Here is an 18092-nt window from a genome sequence, read left to right on the forward strand (position 1 = left end):
CAACAGGAAGAAAGAGACAAGAAGATGATATAGAAGGAAAACAAGAAAAAGAACGAAATGTAAAAAGAATACTAGGGATATACCACAAAGGGACATTACAAAAGGGGATTATTAAAGGGGATTATTAAAGGGGATGGATTAATTGGAATGGTTAATTGGGCATGACCAGCAGAATACAGGATATTCAGCGACGCAGCGCCACTAGAAATGATTTCTCATTTTCATTTCTCATATTCTCATAGGTTGCACAATAATCAACTGTAAATCATCAATATAACACTATGAGAAATAAAATAAAAAAGGCATTTCTCATAGTATTACCAGCGTTTTATACTGAAAACAGTGCATTTCTCATACCTTTTCAAGGTATTTCTCATAGTATTTTGACTATTTATGCTATAAATTCTCAAGCTAGATCCTAAACTAAAGACCAGGTTGAATACCAGACTAGACACAGCTTTACAATATATTATCAGTGCTTATTGAAAGTATATAGAGCAGACATTCGCATATTTTCCTACCTGCATCTGTATCGTTGCACTCGAGTGAACAGGCCTGTGCACTAGAGTAGAAAGAACCGTCTACTCGAGTGAAACGATCTGTTCACTCGAGTGCAACGATACAGATAGTAGTAGGAAAAAATGGTAATAATTAAGGAAAAGCATAAGGATATAAGGTGCATGATACACAGGAAAGCAGTAAACAATAGGAAGTTGCTTAATAAACGACATAAGAAAAAGGAATAATCGTAAAGTTCGACGAGAGTCTGGGAAAAGATACAGCCATAATGCATGAGAAAGGAGTAAAATAGATAAAAGGAGTATGAGAATAAGATGAGAAACGATTTAAAACCTATGAGAAATGCATCATTTTTAAGGATAAATGATAGAAATAGTATGAGAAATACCATTTTATATTTTATTTCTCATACTATTATATTATTGATTTACATATAATTACCGTATTATTTATGAGAATATGAGAAATGAAAATGAAAAATCGTTTGCAGAAGAAAAGAACAAGAGGAATCATTCACCAGGCAGGGAGATGTGTAAATTAAACTATGTAGGTAGTGTAAAATAAACTGTGTCACGCATTATTTTTCTCTATAAACCTCATCGGTCGGGGAACGGCCAGCGCCAAGGAGCAGGACTACCCGTCCCAACGGACGTAAAATTGCAACATTTTAAACCTATCTACAAATTTTATCGCCAGTTGTCGTGCACTAGCTCCCCAGTTAGCCAGTATGACATGGTCCATTTCTTACATATATTGCGATAAGCGAGGTAAAACAGTTTTTTAAGGGCGGTGTTGTTAGGGAACACGCCCTTGTTTTTTTGTCACTTTCCGTATCTGATGATGACAGTCCTCAACTGTATTTATGGTATAAATCATACGATGTATATCCGATGTGAACTGAAAGTATTCAGTAAGTTTTCCCTACGTTCATAATCCTCACATATGACATTCAGTTCTTTCAAAAGCAGAGAAATATTATTCATATTTTCTTTACCTCAAAAATCCATTTTTCGATTAAGACTACAAATAAGTTTTTCACAGTAAAATCAAACGAGAAACACTCCAGCAAAAGATCCTAAAAACAGACTTATCTCTATTATTATTGATATCCCATTTCTTGAATATTTATATTCAAATATCGGCCCAATTTGAGCCGATATTCTTAATTTAAAGGTATACGCAATATCCAACAACCTATCATTCCCAAGATAACTTTAATTGGAATTATATTCTAACCACTTCTTTATAGTTTTTTTGGTTGTTTGTTGTAATCCTTCAAGTTGGTGTGGATCATCGTTCGCATATCGTATTATCAGATTAGGATTATCTTGTAGATCTTCATACAATCTTATTGCAAAGAAATTATCCTCTTCTGTTACCATCTTCTCAATCAATAATGGAATGATTTCTTTTCCCATAGCCTTTAAATCGGCATATTGAGGTAAATTTCTTGTAGTAGCAGTGTTATTACTAAGCGAGTAATGCCATGCTTCCTTCCATTCATTAAACAGAGATTCAAACCTTGAACTATCTCTACATGTTTTTACTTTTCTAGCAATCATCATCAACTCATCCGGTGAGAAGATTATATTTTCGTGAATATCCTCACTTATTTCTTTCATTGCATTAGCATCTATTTCACTTAGACTACGGGTAGGAGAAACTGCCCCATAGGTTTCCACAGGAACTCCATACATTCCATTAGAAAACACACTTACAAGGTGCCACAATAGCCACATACGCCCCATCTTAGAATAAGGTGCCTCGCAATGGGGACTACCTCCAAGAGATGCATGCAGAGGGGTATTTCCCCAACCCCAAACTACAGGATAGTATCTTGATATTGAGGTTGCCCCTTTCATGTAATCATAAGCGGCATGATACACGGAACTCGCATTTTCATATCCATATCTTACTTGATCCCAAGTACTAAACTCTATCCACTTATTATTAAACCCCAACGAATAGGCAAAACAATTATATCCAGATGACGGATAATTCATAACAACTGTATTGGAATATTCAACTAAAGGAAACGATTTCCTAAAAGCATTCCTTTCAGCAGAAAAGAGAGGTCGTGGGAAAGAGTTCCTGATCAATTCGCGCTGTTCATCTGTTAATTGAGAATCCCAATTATCAGGAAGAATATACCCTCCCCCTGGTAGATTTGATCGTGTCTTAGCCATCGGTCCAATAATGCTATAAATATAATCCATAATTTCAAGGCTATCAAGCAAATTAACAGTTTGTATAGCCACTTCATTAGCCGGCTTTACAGATTCCTCAACGGTACTTACAATATCTTCGCTACTACAAGCAAAAATACACAACAGAGCGAATACTACAGTTAATTGCTTCATATCACAAGTATTTAAGGTGAATATTATACGAATGTATATATTTTTTTCGAGCATTCCTAACACTTTTCTGTTTTTTTACTCAATAATATTCCATTCTTTTGTTATTAAATGATATAGATGCTAGTGACTTTAAAAACCTTTTGAATATTTTAAAATAGCAGCAGCCAGAGGAGATGCAATCGCATGGTTAAATCTAGGAAATATGTATATGACTGGACAGGAGCATCCTTAAAATAAATGATTTCACCTTATCGTTTTCAATAATAAGGTGAAATCAGCATACGATTCAGGCTGAAATTATTCAGGTAAAATCTGTTCGATCTCTTTCAACTCATCTGCCGTGAATTCCAAATGATCCAACGCTTTTAAATTGTCGGCCAACTGGTTGACAGAGCTTGCGCCCACAATCACCGAAGTCATCCGTTCGTCTTTCAATACCCATGCCAGTGCCATTTCAGCAAGTGTTTGTCCACGTCGGAGGGCTATTTCATTCAACTGGCGGGCGGCTTCTACCTTTTCAGGCGTCACTTGCGAAAGCTGGAGAAAACCCGAAGAACGTGCGGCACGTGAACCTTCCGGAATACCATTCAGGTATTTATCTGTCAACAGTCCTTGCGCCAAAGGAGAAAAGGCGATGAAACCGGAACCATATTCTGCTGCCAGCGGAAGTGTTTCCGCCTCCACCTCACGGTCGAACATACTATACCGATACTGGCTGATGAGACAGGGAACACCGGCTTTTGTCATCATTTCGTAGGCCATACGTGCTTGTTCGGGAGGATATTTGGAGATTCCGATATACAGCGCTTTCCCTTGTTTCACGATATCAATCAATGTCTGAATGGTTTCCTCGACCGGAGTAACTCCATCATAACGATGGCTATAAAAGATGTCGAAATACTCCAACCCTGTCCGGCGGAGACTTTGGTCAATGCTCGCCATCAGATTTTTACGGGAGCTATTCCCTCCATAAGGACCAGCCCACATGTCATGTCCGGCTTTGGAAGAGATAATCATTTCATCCCGGTAGCCCTGGAAGTTCTCGCGCAAGATTCGTCCGAAATTAGTTTCGGCACTTCCGGGAAGAGGGCCGTAATTGTTCGCCAGGTCGAAATGAGTGACACCATGATCGAAAGCATACTTAATCATGTCGGTAGCTACATCGAAATTGTCCACACTACCGAAGTTGTGCCACAACCCCAAAGAGATTAAAGGTAACTGCAAGCCGCTCTTGCCACAATATTTATAGGGCATCCGTTCGTAGCGTCCGGCTGCCGGCTGATAACTGAAAGAGTTTTCCATAAAACAGAATGTTTATATTTTCCTTTCACAAAGAAAGGAAAATATATTTTAATAATACTTTTGAACCAGCCTAAATTTTACGGCAGCATTATTTAAATAAAATTTCCATAACAACCCTGACAGTCTCTTTACTTGAGACAATTAAACAAAAATATAAAACCGTTCTACCCCTTACAAAAAACAATAGCCGGTAGTCCACGTTACCTAAAAAAATAGAAAAATATGATAACTATCAAGGTTAAATTTAGAGAATCAACAATTAAGAAAAAGAAAGGAACCATCTATTATCTGTTGACAAGGAATAAAGAATACAGAGAGATAACAACTCCGTATAAGATTCATTCACACGAGTGGAATGACAAGCGTTCGCTAATTGCGATATCAAATGCCGAATACCAGCGCAGATATGAACTGCAGCTCATTGAAAACTCCATCATCCGGGATATTCGACACCTTCAGCACATTCTGACAAGTGAAAACAACATTGATACCATCATCAAACTTTTCAAAAAAATTCAAGGTGAAAGCCTATTATCCGTATTCAGCAAGAGTGTCACAAATGATTTGTATATCAAGAACCAACCCCGAACCGCAAAATCATATATAGCTTCGGTAAAAAGTTTCCTCCGGTTCAGAAACGGAGTTGACATTTCTTTCGAAGAACTGACTCCTAAACTTATTTCAGACTACGAAAGATATCTGAAAGAGCAGCAGATATGTAATAATACTATTTCATTCTATATGCGAAACCTAAGAGCCATTTATAATAGAGCTGTCGAAGAAAGCTATACAGAACAAAAGCATCCATTTAAAAAAGTATTCGTAGGCAATGATAAAACCATCAAACGGGCAATAGACGAAGATGTCATATCAAGATTAAAAACATTGGATTTATCGTCAAAACCACGATTGGCTTTTTCACGCGATATGTTTATGTTCAGCTTTTATGCACGAGGGATGGCTTTTATTGATCTGGCGTACCTAACCAAAGAGAATATCCAAGGAGAATATATTATTTACCGACGCCATAAGACCGGACAAGAACTTAGCATAAAACTAGAAATATGCTTAAAAACTATTATTGATAGATACTCTCATTACAGTAACGGAACTTTCTTATTTCCTATTTTATCAGAAAGTACACAGAATTATGATAGTGCCTTGAGACTTCATAATATTCATTTAAAGAAAATCTCCGGCTTCATGGGACTTCCCAAACCTTTGACTTCATACGTGGCGCGCCATAGTTGGGCTACACTAGCCAAGAAAAAAGGTATATCTACACAAATCATCAGTGAAAGTATGGGACATAATAGCGAAAAGACAACCCGAATATATCTCTCATCTCTTGACAGGTCCGTGATTGATGATGCTAATGCCAAACTGATTTCCGGTATATAAGAATATATGCAGGACTGCAAGATGGAATTAAAGTCTATGCATAATCAATTGATTTACACATTATTGTTCACTGCAATTCTTTCTCTTCAAAAGAGACGGAATAAAATATTTATTTGCAAAATAAACAATTTAAATCTTTACTCGCAAGTATTTCTCAAACAATGTTTAAGCTATATTCAAAATAATCAGCTCACTATAAATTCAAGTTACCGCAAATATATTTACCCATATTTCATAAATAAAAGGAACTTTTTTCAACCAAGCGCACAACTATACATCTAATTATAAGATAGTTACACACATAACACAAGTTTTATTCCGTCTCTTTTGAAGAGAAAGAATAGGCAGATATTACATTTTTTTCAATTAACAAAACAAACTGAAAAATAGTACAAGCTTAAAAACACACATACAAAAATAATCAACAAGTAAATATAATGAAAATAAGAAGTATTTTCACCCTCCTCATCCTAACTCTCCTCGTTTCATACTCGAGAGCGCAGGATATAGCCATAAAAACAAATTTACTTTACGGAGGTTATACCTATACCCCGAATCTTAGTCTTGAAATAGGTTTGGGTAAAAGAAGCACACTCGATTTAGGCGGCGGCTATAATCCCTGGAATCTTGACGGAACGGCTGAAAACAACAAAAAACTAGTCCACTGGCTAGGCGAAATAGAATATCGTTACTGGCTATGCCAACGCTTCTCCGGACACTTTCTCGGAGTGCATGTTCTCGGTAGCCAATATAATATTGCGCAACAGGATTTGCCACTCATATTCGGGAAAGGTTCTAAAGAATACCGCTTCGAAGGCTATGGCTACGGAGGGGGAATTTCATACGGCTACAACTTCTTTCTAGGCATACGATGGAGTATTGAAGCCAATCTAGGAATCGGATATGCACGCTTGCACTATGACAAGTACAAATGCCAAAAGTGCGGCGAAAAGGTCGGGACAGAAAACAGAAATTATTTCGGTCCTACGAAAGCGGGAATATCACTGATATATTACCTTAAATAGACAAACAAACATGAAAAGACAATATATGCTATTCGTCATCGTGTTGTTGTTCTGCACGAACACATCAGCACAGCAAAAAGAGTATTCCGGGAAAATACACGTCACGACGCTGTCCCTGCAACAAGAAGGGGATTCAGTGTACGTGAAACTCTCTTTCGACATTTCCGGGGTAAACGTAGATTCACGTCGTTCGATCAGCCTGGTTCCCGCTCTGGTAGCGGCAGGCGACAGACTGGACCTGCCCGAAGTAGTCGTCAAAGGACGTGAAAACTATAACGTGTACCGACGGGAAACCGCCTTGATGAGCAACCGGGAAAAAGCGGCGTATGCCGCAGAAGCTCCGTATGCAGTCGTCCCCGGATTCAAATCGGGGAACGCAAAAACAATTGCATACAGCGTAGCCGTGAAATACAATCCGTGGATGGCGGACGCAAAGCTGGATATGTATGAAGACCTTTGCGGCTGCGGCAATCCTGCGCGGAGGATAGGCATCACCATGCTTGCCAACCGTATAACGCTAGAGAAAATAATAGAGCCGTACGAAATAACTCCCAGCATGGCATACGTGCAACCTGTCGTCGAACCGGTAAAAAGACGCGAAATCATCAGCGAGGCTTTTCTGGATTTCGTTGTAAACAAGACCGATATCCGCCCCGATTACATGAACAATCCGCAGGAACTGAAGAAAGTCACCGACCTCGTTGCCGAGATAAAAGACGACCCGGACGTCACAGTCCGCGCAATCAACGTAATCGGTTACGCTTCACCGGAAGGCTTGCTGTCCAACAATCAACGGTTGTCCGAAGGCCGGGCCAAAGCACTGACCGGTTATTTGGCTTCACGATTCGATTATCCGCGGAGTTTATACCAAGTCGCTTTCGGGGGTGAGAACTGGGACGGACTCAAAGAATGTGTAGAGGCATCCCAAATGCCGTATCGTAAAGAAGTATTGGAGTTCATCGGGTCTTTCCCGGCCGAATGTGGCTACGCTGACCAAGTGAGGCGCAAAAAAACATTGATGAATCTGAAAGGCGGCGAGCCATACAGATACATCATCCGGGAGTTCTGCCCCTTGCTTCGCAAAGCGATTTGTAAGATTGACTTTGACGTCAGAAATTTCAGCATCGAACAGGCTAAAGAGGTATTCAAAAGCCGTCCGCAAAACCTTAGCTTGAATGAGATGTTCCTTGTTGCCAACACCTACGAAAAGGGATCACAAGAGTTTATCGACCTGTTCGAAACTGCCGTAAAACTATATCCCGACGACGTGACCGCCAATCTGAATGCAGCAGCAGCCGCGTTGTCACGCAAAGATACGGTCTACGCCAAGCGATATTTGAGCAAAATAGAAAAATCACTCGATATCCCCGAATACCACAACACAATGGGAGTACTGGAAACGCTTTGCGGCAACTATGACAAAGCAGCATCACACCTGAACAAAGCAACGGAAGCCGGACTGCCGGAAGCCAAACAAAATCTGGCAGAAATGACAAAGAAACAGGAGAATACCATTCTTATCAGGCAACAACAGTCAAAGAAAAAACAGCAGAGATGAACAACAAAGATTAATAACAGAGATAAATAACTGATTTATAAACACTTTAAAAAAACAGGAAAGCATAACAAAAAACAACCTCCTACAGGTAAGCATTCACCTATAGTTTGTTTAGGGACCAAACTATCAAACGGGCAAAACAAAAGCTAAAGCAAAAGCTGACGCAATTATTAAACATTTTATTTATAAAAACAATGAAGAAAATTATTTTCATGGCTTTATTCGCCGCCACTCTCTCCGCTTGCTCCAATGAGAACAACGAGGTGACCCAAGAAACAACGAACCTGAAATCACTCGATTTTTCTTTTGATGTCGCTACTCCTAAAACGAGAATGAGCGATGACGAAGTGACCACAGCAATAACAGCGGTCAGAAGCAATATTCAAAACATTACCATCGAGTATTTCAACGCATCCGATGCTTCGCTTGGCACGTATGACTTTACACCCGAGCAGGTAGCTACGGCAAAAGGTGACGACCAGACTGCCGCTGCTGCAGGCCGCAAACCCGTTAATATTAGCAACATTCCCAGCGCTACGACTAAAGTGAACGTTTATATGAACGTCGATAAGAGCGCTGCCGACATCAATGACTTGCAGATAGGATACACGAAGATGGAATATCGTGGTACACCTGAAGATATCACATTGAAAACACCAGGAGGGGAAAGAATAGGCGACAATACGAACGACCTTTACAGTGTCGAAGTTTCAGTGGCGCCTGTATTGTCACGTTTCGAGTTTCACGGCAAGGCATCAGACATTAAGGTGAATAGTTCGGCAAGCGGTATACTACCAAGCGGAGTTGCAGACGGAACAAAAGACCAGGCTAAAGCCCATGTAAGCGATGCTACAATTACAGCGGCAGAAAAGGCCGCTCAAGAAGCGTGGAGAAAAGCGAATCCGGGAACTGCGGATCCTTCGACATGGAGCTTCAAATACACCGTCACGTATGCATACGATGACGCATACACGATTGAAAGTATTGACGAATATTATATGAATAATATACCTCTCACCAAAGATGGAGATTTAGTCTTAAATGCCAACGACGGTGCAGGCAACTGGAACGATGCTGCTAAGGAAAAATATAAAATAGGTGGCGATATGGAAAAAATGTTCGATACCACTGTAGAAGCAGACAAAGTTATCGCATACAATTTATTCCCTCAAACAGCGACAAACGGCACAGGTGCCAGCACCACCGATGTAAAAACAAGTATGCCGCACTTCGTTCTGAAACTTACCACTAAAGCAAACGGTGCAACCGCCCCCCGATGGCTGACAATCCGTGCATTGAAAGCTGCGGATGTATTGGTTACCTCTTTCGACGCCGGCAAAGTATACGTACTGAATGCCACCGATATTAATATCAATCAATATTCCGCCAAGCTGAAAGTTACCACTAACAACGATATACCAGGTCCTGAAATACCGGAACCCGTAGACCCGACAGACCCGAATCCGGAACCGGTAGGCAAAGACCTCGACGTTCTTGTCAAGATCACCGAGTGGACTATTGTCAACGTGAAACCCGAGTGGTAATTACGACCATTACCGGACGTTAAACGACGCATAAAAAAAGGGGGGACGTGGCTGATTACCACTTCCCTTCACAAAGCCGTCTCCCTTCCCCCGGAAAGAATAACGGCAACGGGTGATAACCGCACCCTGTAACGGTTAGTATGAGATTCATTTTTTGATGCAGAATTATGAGAAAAGTCTTTTTCGTAGGGTTGATTGCCATACTGACAGGTTGTAGCTAGGAGAGCCGCGTTTCTTCGCCGGAAGACTCCGGTATCGAGCTACAAATTAATTTATCGTTAGGCAGCGTCTCCACCAGAGCCGTAGATGACCCTATCACCGGCAACGACGGAGAGGGATATGTATTGCCTTTCACAGAGGTAAAAACGCTGAAAGTCGATTTATATAAATCTCTTGAAGCCGCCCCCATATTCACCTATACAGCCACCGATGCAGAGATTGCTGGCATCAGGAATACCGCCACCGGAAAGTTGGCAAGACTCTCCATACCCAAGATTCCGGTAACAACCCAATACGTGAAAGTGACGATAAACCGGTTTAAAGAGGAGAATCCGCTTATCAACCAGTTACAGGTGAGCAGCCAGGACGACCCGCCCGCCCCTACCATGAACCGGACAGAGATTCCTTACGAAGGAGTTACCAAAGAAATTATCGTCATCCCCGAGGAATCGGACCCTTTCTCCGTCAAGGTGAAAGCCATCGTGGAAGTGGCTCCCGTATTGAGCCGGTTTGAAATCATACCGGGCGAAATCGTGGTCACCAACCCTGCAACCACAGGCGCTTCATTCGACTGGACGGACGGAACCGCAGGCAGAGACAAAATCAAGAACTTCACCGAAGCCGATATCACCGTAGCCGAAGCAGGCGCGCGGGAGAATTTCAGGAAGAAATACGGAACGGACGCTACCGCTGCCGCTATCTATTCCTATCGTGTCCGGCTCATCCGGTCGCCCTTCCCCGACGGCTTCGATATCAACAGCACGCCAACCGGATTCTATTTTTATATGAATTATTTCAAGCCGAGCCTCAACGCCGCCACCATCATAGAGAACACTAACGATGGTATCTCCGACTGGAACATGACCACAGGTTTTGCTGAATACAAGAAAGGAGGACAGCAGTCCAATATGTATGACGCAAGAACATCAGAGACTACAAAGGTGAACGCTTTTCATCTTTTTCCCCAATCGGTGGCGGCAGACGCTACTTTGCAACAAATCAAAGACGGAATGCCTCATCTGATTATGGGCTTTAGTACCGATAAGATAAAACGCTGGCTGACGGTCAGGGCATTCAGCGACAAAAGTAATAATGAAATTATCAACGCATTTAAGCCGGGGTATTGCTATTCCCTCGACCTTGATGATGTCGTTATCACCCCATGGTCATTGGGTTTGGACGTTCGCATTACCGATGGCGATAAAGTGACGGAGTCAGATCCCATCATCAAAGATTTCGATCAGACGTCTCACGTGCCCGAACCTGAAGGCGCAGATCTAGCACTCGGGCTTCGTGTCTCCAAGTGGAGAGACAAAGACTTGGAAGTAGAACTTTAACCGGAGAAAATAAAAGAAAGAATGAATAAAACATATTTCATAGGAATACTCCTGATTACTGCATCTCTTTTCGCAGGATGCACCAAAGAGAACACGGAAGATTGCTTTTCGGGACTCAGACTCGATTTCTACTTCACCCATCATACCGGCAACGGCAATCTCTTCGGCGAAAAGGTGCGGCGGATTCACGTGTACCTGTTTGACACGGAGGGCATACTTCAACTCCACGCGACAGACAACGGAGACAAACTGGAATATAGTTACCTGCAAAACGGACAGATACAGACGGTGTCAAAACCGAACCCGTGGGGAAAGCTCTCTGACGAGTATGTGATGAATCTGGATAAAGTGCCGCCGGGAAAATACAGAATTATATCATGGGCGGATAACGGGCAGAAAGACAACACTACTTATTTTCATGGAGAAATGAAAAATCCGGCAAGCCATAATTTAAGGAAAGACGTCACGCTGGGAGCGACAATGGCGGACGACCTCTATATGTTCTTAAAATGCCGGACGGCATCCGGACTGCCCGAAGAACTTGTTCCGGAAGCAGAGGAGATAAACGACCTGTGGTATGGCGCGGCAGGCTCCCGCCATCCCCAAAGCGATATGTATACCTATGAAACCGTGGAAGTTAAAAACAGCGTGGTCACCGCACGCCGCATCGAACTGATCCGCAACACCAACCTACTGAAAGTCACTTTAAGCGGACTGGAACATCTCACGCCGGAAGTCCGGGACACGCCCGCCGCGAACCGGGATACGGACTTCAAACTGTGGGCGGTTGCTACCGACGAGAGGTATAAGTCCGACAACACATTTGACGGGTACACCCGCTCCGTCCGCTACTCTCCATTCAAGACATTGATGGACGCGAACACGCTCTCTGCCGACATCAAGGTATTGCGGCTGACAATGGACCGCCCGGTGCTTTTATATATCGAGACACCCGGCGGACGCAGGATTCCGGAACAGCCGATTGACATCGTCAGTATGCTGTTCAAGGCACGCAACCCCGACACGGGAGCGTATATCTACCAATCGCAGAGCGATTTCGACCGGATATACGAACATCCGGTGGAAGTACGCATCGGCGCTAACCTGAACATCAGAATCTTTATCGGAGAATGGGAAATTGTGAACGTGAAACCTGCTGAATAGGATATGAAAATGAGAATAAGATATAGAATACTGGCATTGGCCGCGGCCGCGCTCCTGTCGGGCTGCGCCAAAGAATCCGCTGTGATGAACCTGCCTGAAGCGGAGAAAGTGACCGTACAGATAAAGACCAAAGCCCTTACCGGCAGCGTGGTGGAGGGAGTGACCATAGAGAAAGTGCGTTTCATGCTCTTTCAGAATGAGACATTATTAAATAATTATACCACTTCCAACGGGACGCTGAACGTTGACGACAGCGGGTTGTTCAATCTTGCTGTCAGCCCGGGAGTATATTCTTTCGCCGCCATCATCAACGAGACGCCCGAACTGACGGAGAAACTGAATGCCGTGACGAAGCGTACGGATATCGACGGCGCCGGATTCGACTGGCAAAGCAGCGCGCTGACCTCCGGCAATATGCCGTTGGCCAATCTGGGAGAGATAAAGATTCAACCGGGAACGACGTCCGGACAAGGAGTGGCGCAACTGCGCCCCGTATACAATTCGGAAGGCGGCAGATACAAAGGTGATTTCACGACAGCATCCACAACCGCAAGCATCGATATGCCCCGCGTGATGTCGCAAGTATCCGTGTTTTTGCGACAGGACGATGCGGTGACGGAAGAAATAAAAATCAGCAACGTGCAGGTTAGCAATATACCGCGTTACAGTTATCTGATAGACCAACAGGATACCGACAATACCAATCTGAATCTCTTCAACGGTCCCGAAATGACCATTTCCGCATCCGGGGGAGACAAGGTGTACAACAGCAAACAGTACCACCCCTTTCCTACCGCCATTATTGCGGAAAAATCGTTCTATAAGGATGGAGCAGACGACGAGACAAAAGCCGCCGACCCAGATTATGCCGCTTATATATTTATCAACGCAACCTACGGGGGCATACCCACTACGTACAAGATACTGCTTCGTGAAGGAGATGCTAATTTCAGGCTCCTTCGTAATACCAATTACAATGTGTATGCTACAATTAAGCAAATAGGCAGCAAAGGCATCTATGTGGTGATTGAACCTGTCAAACTGTACAATATCGCGGTTAATTGGGCTCCGGTAGAAGGACTGGTCATCGTGAGTGACCGGGAGGCGGACTTCAACAAGAATGTCAATGTGTGGAGTGACTACACGGCTTATTCCGGCATACTTAAAGTATATAAAGGCGACGCCTACCACGATGCCCTGTTCAAATACGGCAGCCTGATAGCTACCGGTAATGATGCTACGGCTACTACAGAGCAGGAATTCACTGCCCCGACGGCTGTTGAAACGACCAACGATGTAATTTGGTATCCCGGAAATTTCAATGTGACGGGTATCGGTAGCTGGAATGATGTCCCTTATATCACGGATGCGAGCAATATCCCGTCAGGGAATACGCTCGAACTGGTAGCACAGGGTAAGGGAGATCCCTGCCGTCTGGCAGCATTATCCCCTCATCAGATAGGCGCGGAAGGGAAGGTAGACAACCAACAGTGGCACATGGCCAATCCTACCGAATATGCCATATTGATGAAGGCAGCAAACGGGGCAGAAAGTAAAAATGATAATGGATACCGTTCTTTTCATGAACTGCTGATACCCAACGTCAAGTACCGCAATGAAAGCGGAGTGCTGGTTTCCTCCCATAATTACAACGGAAACTATTGGAGCACGGAAAACAACAAGGCATTCTCCTTCGACAGCCGGAATCCGACAGCAGCAGCACTCGACGCAGCCGCTCCCGGACAAGGATATACCGTTCGTTGCGTAAGAAACAGCATTCCTGAAGCTCGTATAACAATCAATCCTCCTACTTCCGTAGACTATAAGGGGGCAGCCGTCAACGGACTGTCTTTCTATGTGGACAGCAACGTGCCATACTGGAAAATGGAACTTATCCAGGGCGGAGACCACGCAGGAACCTCCACCAATTTCGAGGACTTCTCATTCAAGCCTTTAGCCATAGGAGTGACGCACGAAATCGAAGGTTCTTATACCCAGACTCCCAAAGCGTACATCGCACGCAGAGAATCAAGGACCGAAGACCGCACCTTTGGAGTGAAGTTCACTTCCATGCACTTCACCGGTGAAGAGACTACTTATTATTTCACTATAAAACAGAACAGATATAGCATCAGAGGAAGACTAAGTATCAATAATCTGGAAGATAATAATAGAATTAAAAAAGGGGGAGGCAAGTATACCATACATATTGAACTCACTCCTGATGACGTACCTATGCCTGTAGGGGCTGAACTTAAAGTTCGATATACCTATCTTGGTGCTTCCCGTGGTGAAGAAAGCACAATCGCCACCACTATAAATGACAGCCAACGTGAATATGACGTGGAACTGAACATCCTCCCTAATGATACGCCGGATGTTATCGGACTGGTATTTTATGTATACATGAACGAAAAAGGCAGTTTGGGATATCGCGAGATAACATCAGATTCTTATTACCAAAATAATTAGTTACAATGAGAAATAGAATAACAAGCATAATCATAGTAATGGCAATAATGACTCTGACCTCATGTGTCAGAGAAGAACTTTTGTCATCCTCCCGCAATGGAAAAGAAGGCGAAAGCGTAAAAGTAGAACTTAGTTTTAAGATACCTCCGGCTTCGAGTCCTCAGGAACTACAATCGAGAAGTATATCCACTGATAATGCTTTCTCTGTAGAATTCTTCAAAGAGGCGTCTCTGACAAAAACGCGGTCGGGTGAGGTGGCAGAGCTATATAATCTGTGGTTATTTCAGTTTCATAGTGACGGCTCCATACATGGTTCGCCCCAGCAAGTATCCGACCAGGTGACGATGGTAAACGAAATGGCTCTATTAAACGTCACGCTACGTGTGGGTACTGACCAGACACTCTACATTGTAGCACTTGGCAAAAAAGTAACCGTAGCGAGTAACCTGATGGAAGTCCGGACTATCAAGGAACTTGAAAACCTGCAACTGGACTATGTCGACAACAGAAACGGACTCTACTATTCCCGAATAACCAATGAGAGCGAAATCCCATACGCCGGAGCCGCGAAAGGTATCAGCGTAAATAAAACAGGAAATAGCGACAGTGGTGAGATTGTTTACGGCACACCGGATGGTTTCTCCGGCGGTATAGAAGTCAAACGTCTGGTATCACGCATCACACTGAAGCACAAATTCGATGTCACGGAAAACACGCTTGAAGGCATGAGACTGCTCAAAGTACCAACCAAACTGTGTATCAATCCCGCATCAGCAGATAAAGACGTAATAGACAATATCCCAATGGCAGACCTGGAAAGCGACAATGCTTTCGGGGATGCGGACAAGGATACGGATGGTTTCTTCACATCGCAATGGTATGTTGCACAAAATAAACAAGGAACCGTAGCAGATATAATATCGGAAAGAGACAGATACCGGAAAGTGACTGACGGATCGGGAAAAGCGCCCGAAGCCGGCACAAATATCGAAGCGTGGTCATATGCCAAAAGCAATAGAAGTCTTTATACAGTCCACCAGATATACGTTGGAAATAACAACACAAACAATTTCGATGTGGAAATAAACAGCTACTATGCTCTTCGAACAATCATCAATTCTGTAGATCTTAATGACGGACGTATCCGCTCCTACAAAGCCGTCCAGAAAGTTTATCTTTCTTCCTCCGCCTCTGCTACAGGCAGCGGAAGCGGAACAGGGACAATAAGCGGAAACACCAATGTATATTTTGACGCTCACTACGGATGGCGGCCTGTTATCATCTATGCACAAGGGCGTAAGGTGACTGTCGGCATTTATAAGGATGCACAATGTACACAATTAGCCAACATGAACTCTCCAACGGAAAACTGGCTTCAACTGTCATCATACCCCAATTATACGGAAGTGGTACGTAATGGTGGCGCAAATGTGCTCACAAACCAGATAGAAACCAATATTTTCGTACCGACACGGTTCAAACTATACCTATATGCAGACGAGTATATCACTGACGAGAATGGAGTGATTACAGACCCCGAATTCGATAGAAACAAGGTTTATAATGCTGCTACAGCCAACTACCCGACCAAATTCGTGTCTGAGCGAACTCTCTATGTAAAAGTAACGACCGAAGAAATTACCGCTGAAGGAACCTCCAAAAAACGAGAAGGGAAGTATACCATTAAGCAAAAACAAGGACATTATGTCGGTCTATTTGGCGGTGATATAGAGGATGGACAATACACAAAGGGACTCATCATTGATGCATTTAATGAGAACAATTTCCAAATTGACGATGAAATAGCAACAGCATCCTACATGTACTTCGGATATTATAATGTCATGACCAATTATGTATGGAGTGAGGGTAAAACTCCCGAGAAAAACTACCGTAGTTTTATGAACGGCAAGCAAGCAACATTCAATTTAGCAACAAACTCTGAGAACTATGTTGTTAATAATAGGCAAGAAAGCATCATTCCACCTATGCGGAAAATCAATGGTAATATAGATTTATATCAATATAATTATTATAATAGTTTCCAGGCAAGATTCTGTCATGATTTAAACAGAGATAAAAACGGAAACGGTGTGATAGATTATCTACCGGATGATCCTGAAAAGAATGAATTTGAATGGTATTTGCCATCCACATATCAGGCATTCGGGATACTGACCTCCGCAGGAACTATTATTTATGATGCCCCGAACGCATTAGCATTGGAAAATGATGCAACCGATGCTAGCGGTTGGAATATGGAGGGGGGAGGCTGGTTTTCCAGCAACACAGGTAAAAACGATTGGAAACGGGTTCGCTGTGTCAGAGACATACCTGTTCCTCCAGGAAGAAAAGCAGGAACCAAAGTAACCACATATACAGACAATGGAGACATCTATGCCCTGATAGATTTATCAACTCTGCCTTACGGAATCACAGATAGAACCACTGCAGAAGGGAAAACCGAGCTATATGAGGAACTGGACCTATACAGTTATTCTACAGAAGGTACGGAATATGACCCGGAGAACCCTCAAAAAGATGCTTCCCAACCATTAGGTAAAAAAGTTTTCCGCGGAAGAAAAAATTATCCGCCGAGTAAGACTACTACTACCGTCACACTCCAAACTTTAGTGTCCTCTTTTTCTTCACCAAGATTTATCGTATCACCTACAGACGTATATAATGATGGCGACACGAAAAGTAACTCTGCAAGCAGTATACTTCAAGACACTGAAGGTACTCCACAATCCAATAGTATCACAATGACTTGGGCTGAAGCGAACGGAAGACTCAATACTGCCAATAGTCAAGGCTGGAATATCCCATCAAAAGCAATGAATACCGGATGTTATGCCTATAAAGGTAAGAGCGGGAAAGACGAGCCCGGAAGTTGGCGCGTGCCAAATAGTCGAGAATTATCCATGATTTTAGTATTCGCTCACGAATTAGAACGGTTTTCTTCAGAAACAGGTTTTGAGAAGTTAAACAAGGCAAAAGCGGCGAGTTATTTCAGTAATGGATATTGGAGTTCCACAGAACAAAGTTCTACTTCATACTCTCTAAATGAAGCAACGAGTGGTCTTATTGATGTAAATTATGGTCTTACTATATACGAACGTGCTGATAAAGACGACACAGATAAAAATCGGCTACGTTGCATCAAAGACATTCCGTTGAATTAGCAACAG

Annotated in this window: 10 protein-coding genes and 1 pseudogene; 8 read left to right on the forward strand and 3 right to left on the reverse strand. The window is 43.0% G+C overall.

The genetic code is table 11. The features are described 5' to 3' along the window. Positions 1 to 1152 precede the first annotated feature (1152 nt). The 3 genes and pseudogenes from DW862_RS26420 to DW862_RS17360 form a co-directional block, all read right to left on the reverse strand. Positions 1153 to 1437, reverse strand: a pseudogene (locus DW862_RS26420) (transposase); the annotation flags it as partial. 296 nt (positions 1438 to 1733) lie between these two features. Continuing rightward, positions 1734 to 2933, reverse strand: a complete 1200-nt coding sequence (locus DW862_RS17355) for a hypothetical protein (protein WP_120069599.1) — start codon at positions 2931 to 2933, stop codon at positions 1734 to 1736. Positions 2934 to 3176: 243 nt separating this feature from the next. Next, on the reverse strand, positions 3177 to 4181 hold the full coding sequence (locus tag DW862_RS17360) for an aldo/keto reductase (RefSeq protein ID WP_120069602.1): 1005 nt from the start codon (positions 4179 to 4181) through the stop codon (positions 3177 to 3179). 222 nt (positions 4182 to 4403) lie between these two features. Here DW862_RS17360 and DW862_RS17365 point away from each other — a divergent pair, with 222 nt between their 5' ends. The 8 genes from DW862_RS17365 (at position 4404) to DW862_RS17400 (ending at position 18086) form a co-directional block, all read left to right on the forward strand. After that, positions 4404 to 5582, forward strand: a complete 1179-nt coding sequence (locus DW862_RS17365; RefSeq protein ID WP_120069604.1) for a site-specific integrase — start codon at positions 4404 to 4406, stop codon at positions 5580 to 5582. Between the two features lie 437 nt (positions 5583 to 6019). Next, positions 6020 to 6607 (forward strand): DUF3575 domain-containing protein, encoded by a 588-nt coding sequence (locus DW862_RS17370; protein ID WP_087318487.1) that lies wholly within the window; start codon positions 6020 to 6022, stop codon positions 6605 to 6607. A 10-nt stretch (positions 6608 to 6617) separates the two neighbouring features. Next, the gene (locus DW862_RS17375; RefSeq protein ID WP_120069608.1) at positions 6618 to 8165 is read left to right on the forward strand and encodes a DUF3868 domain-containing protein; all 1548 of its coding nucleotides are present in this window, start codon (positions 6618 to 6620) and stop codon (positions 8163 to 8165) included. 194 nt (positions 8166 to 8359) lie between these two features. Beyond that, positions 8360 to 9709, forward strand: a complete 1350-nt coding sequence (locus DW862_RS17380; RefSeq protein ID WP_120069611.1) for a membrane lipoprotein lipid attachment site-containing protein — start codon at positions 8360 to 8362, stop codon at positions 9707 to 9709. A gap of 344 nt (positions 9710 to 10053) precedes the next feature. Beyond that, positions 10054 to 11265, forward strand: coding sequence for a hypothetical protein (locus DW862_RS17385; protein ID WP_243636506.1), 1212 nt, complete (start codon positions 10054 to 10056; stop codon positions 11263 to 11265). Between the two features lie 21 nt (positions 11266 to 11286). Beyond that, positions 11287 to 12429, forward strand: a complete 1143-nt coding sequence (locus DW862_RS17390) for a FimB/Mfa2 family fimbrial subunit (RefSeq protein WP_087318491.1) — start codon at positions 11287 to 11289, stop codon at positions 12427 to 12429. 9 nt (positions 12430 to 12438) lie between these two features. After that, the gene (locus DW862_RS17395; RefSeq protein ID WP_243636507.1) at positions 12439 to 14901 is read left to right on the forward strand and encodes a DUF4906 domain-containing protein; all 2463 of its coding nucleotides are present in this window, start codon (positions 12439 to 12441) and stop codon (positions 14899 to 14901) included. A gap of 5 nt (positions 14902 to 14906) precedes the next feature. After that, the gene (locus DW862_RS17400; protein ID WP_120069616.1) at positions 14907 to 18086 is read left to right on the forward strand and encodes a DUF4906 domain-containing protein; all 3180 of its coding nucleotides are present in this window, start codon (positions 14907 to 14909) and stop codon (positions 18084 to 18086) included. The last annotated feature ends 6 nt before the right edge of the window (positions 18087 to 18092 follow it).

It is taken from the genome of Bacteroides sp. AM37-9, assembly GCF_003603455.1.
Taxonomy (GTDB): domain Bacteria; phylum Bacteroidota; class Bacteroidia; order Bacteroidales; family Bacteroidaceae; genus Bacteroides; species Bacteroides xylanisolvens.

Excerpts from the sequence above, each read along its gene's own strand:
- DW862_RS17355 (WP_120069599.1), bottom strand. The coding sequence starts at position 2,933 with ATGCTCGAAAAAAATATATACATTCGTATAATATTCACCTTAAATACT.
- DW862_RS17370 (WP_087318487.1), top strand. The coding sequence starts at position 6,020 with ATGAAAATAAGAAGTATTTTCACCCTCCTCATCCTAACTCTCCTCGTT.
- DW862_RS17380 (WP_120069611.1), top strand. The coding sequence starts at position 8,360 with ATGAAGAAAATTATTTTCATGGCTTTATTCGCCGCCACTCTCTCCGCT.
- DW862_RS17395 (WP_243636507.1), top strand. The coding sequence starts at position 12,439 with ATGAGAATAAGATATAGAATACTGGCATTGGCCGCGGCCGCGCTCCTG.
- DW862_RS17365 (WP_120069604.1), top strand. The coding sequence starts at position 4,404 with ATGATAACTATCAAGGTTAAATTTAGAGAATCAACAATTAAGAAAAAG.
- DW862_RS17400 (WP_120069616.1), top strand. The coding sequence starts at position 14,907 with ATGAGAAATAGAATAACAAGCATAATCATAGTAATGGCAATAATGACT.
- DW862_RS17390 (WP_087318491.1), top strand. The coding sequence starts at position 11,287 with ATGAATAAAACATATTTCATAGGAATACTCCTGATTACTGCATCTCTT.
- DW862_RS17375 (WP_120069608.1), top strand. The coding sequence starts at position 6,618 with ATGAAAAGACAATATATGCTATTCGTCATCGTGTTGTTGTTCTGCACG.
- DW862_RS17360 (WP_120069602.1), bottom strand. The coding sequence starts at position 4,181 with ATGGAAAACTCTTTCAGTTATCAGCCGGCAGCCGGACGCTACGAACGG.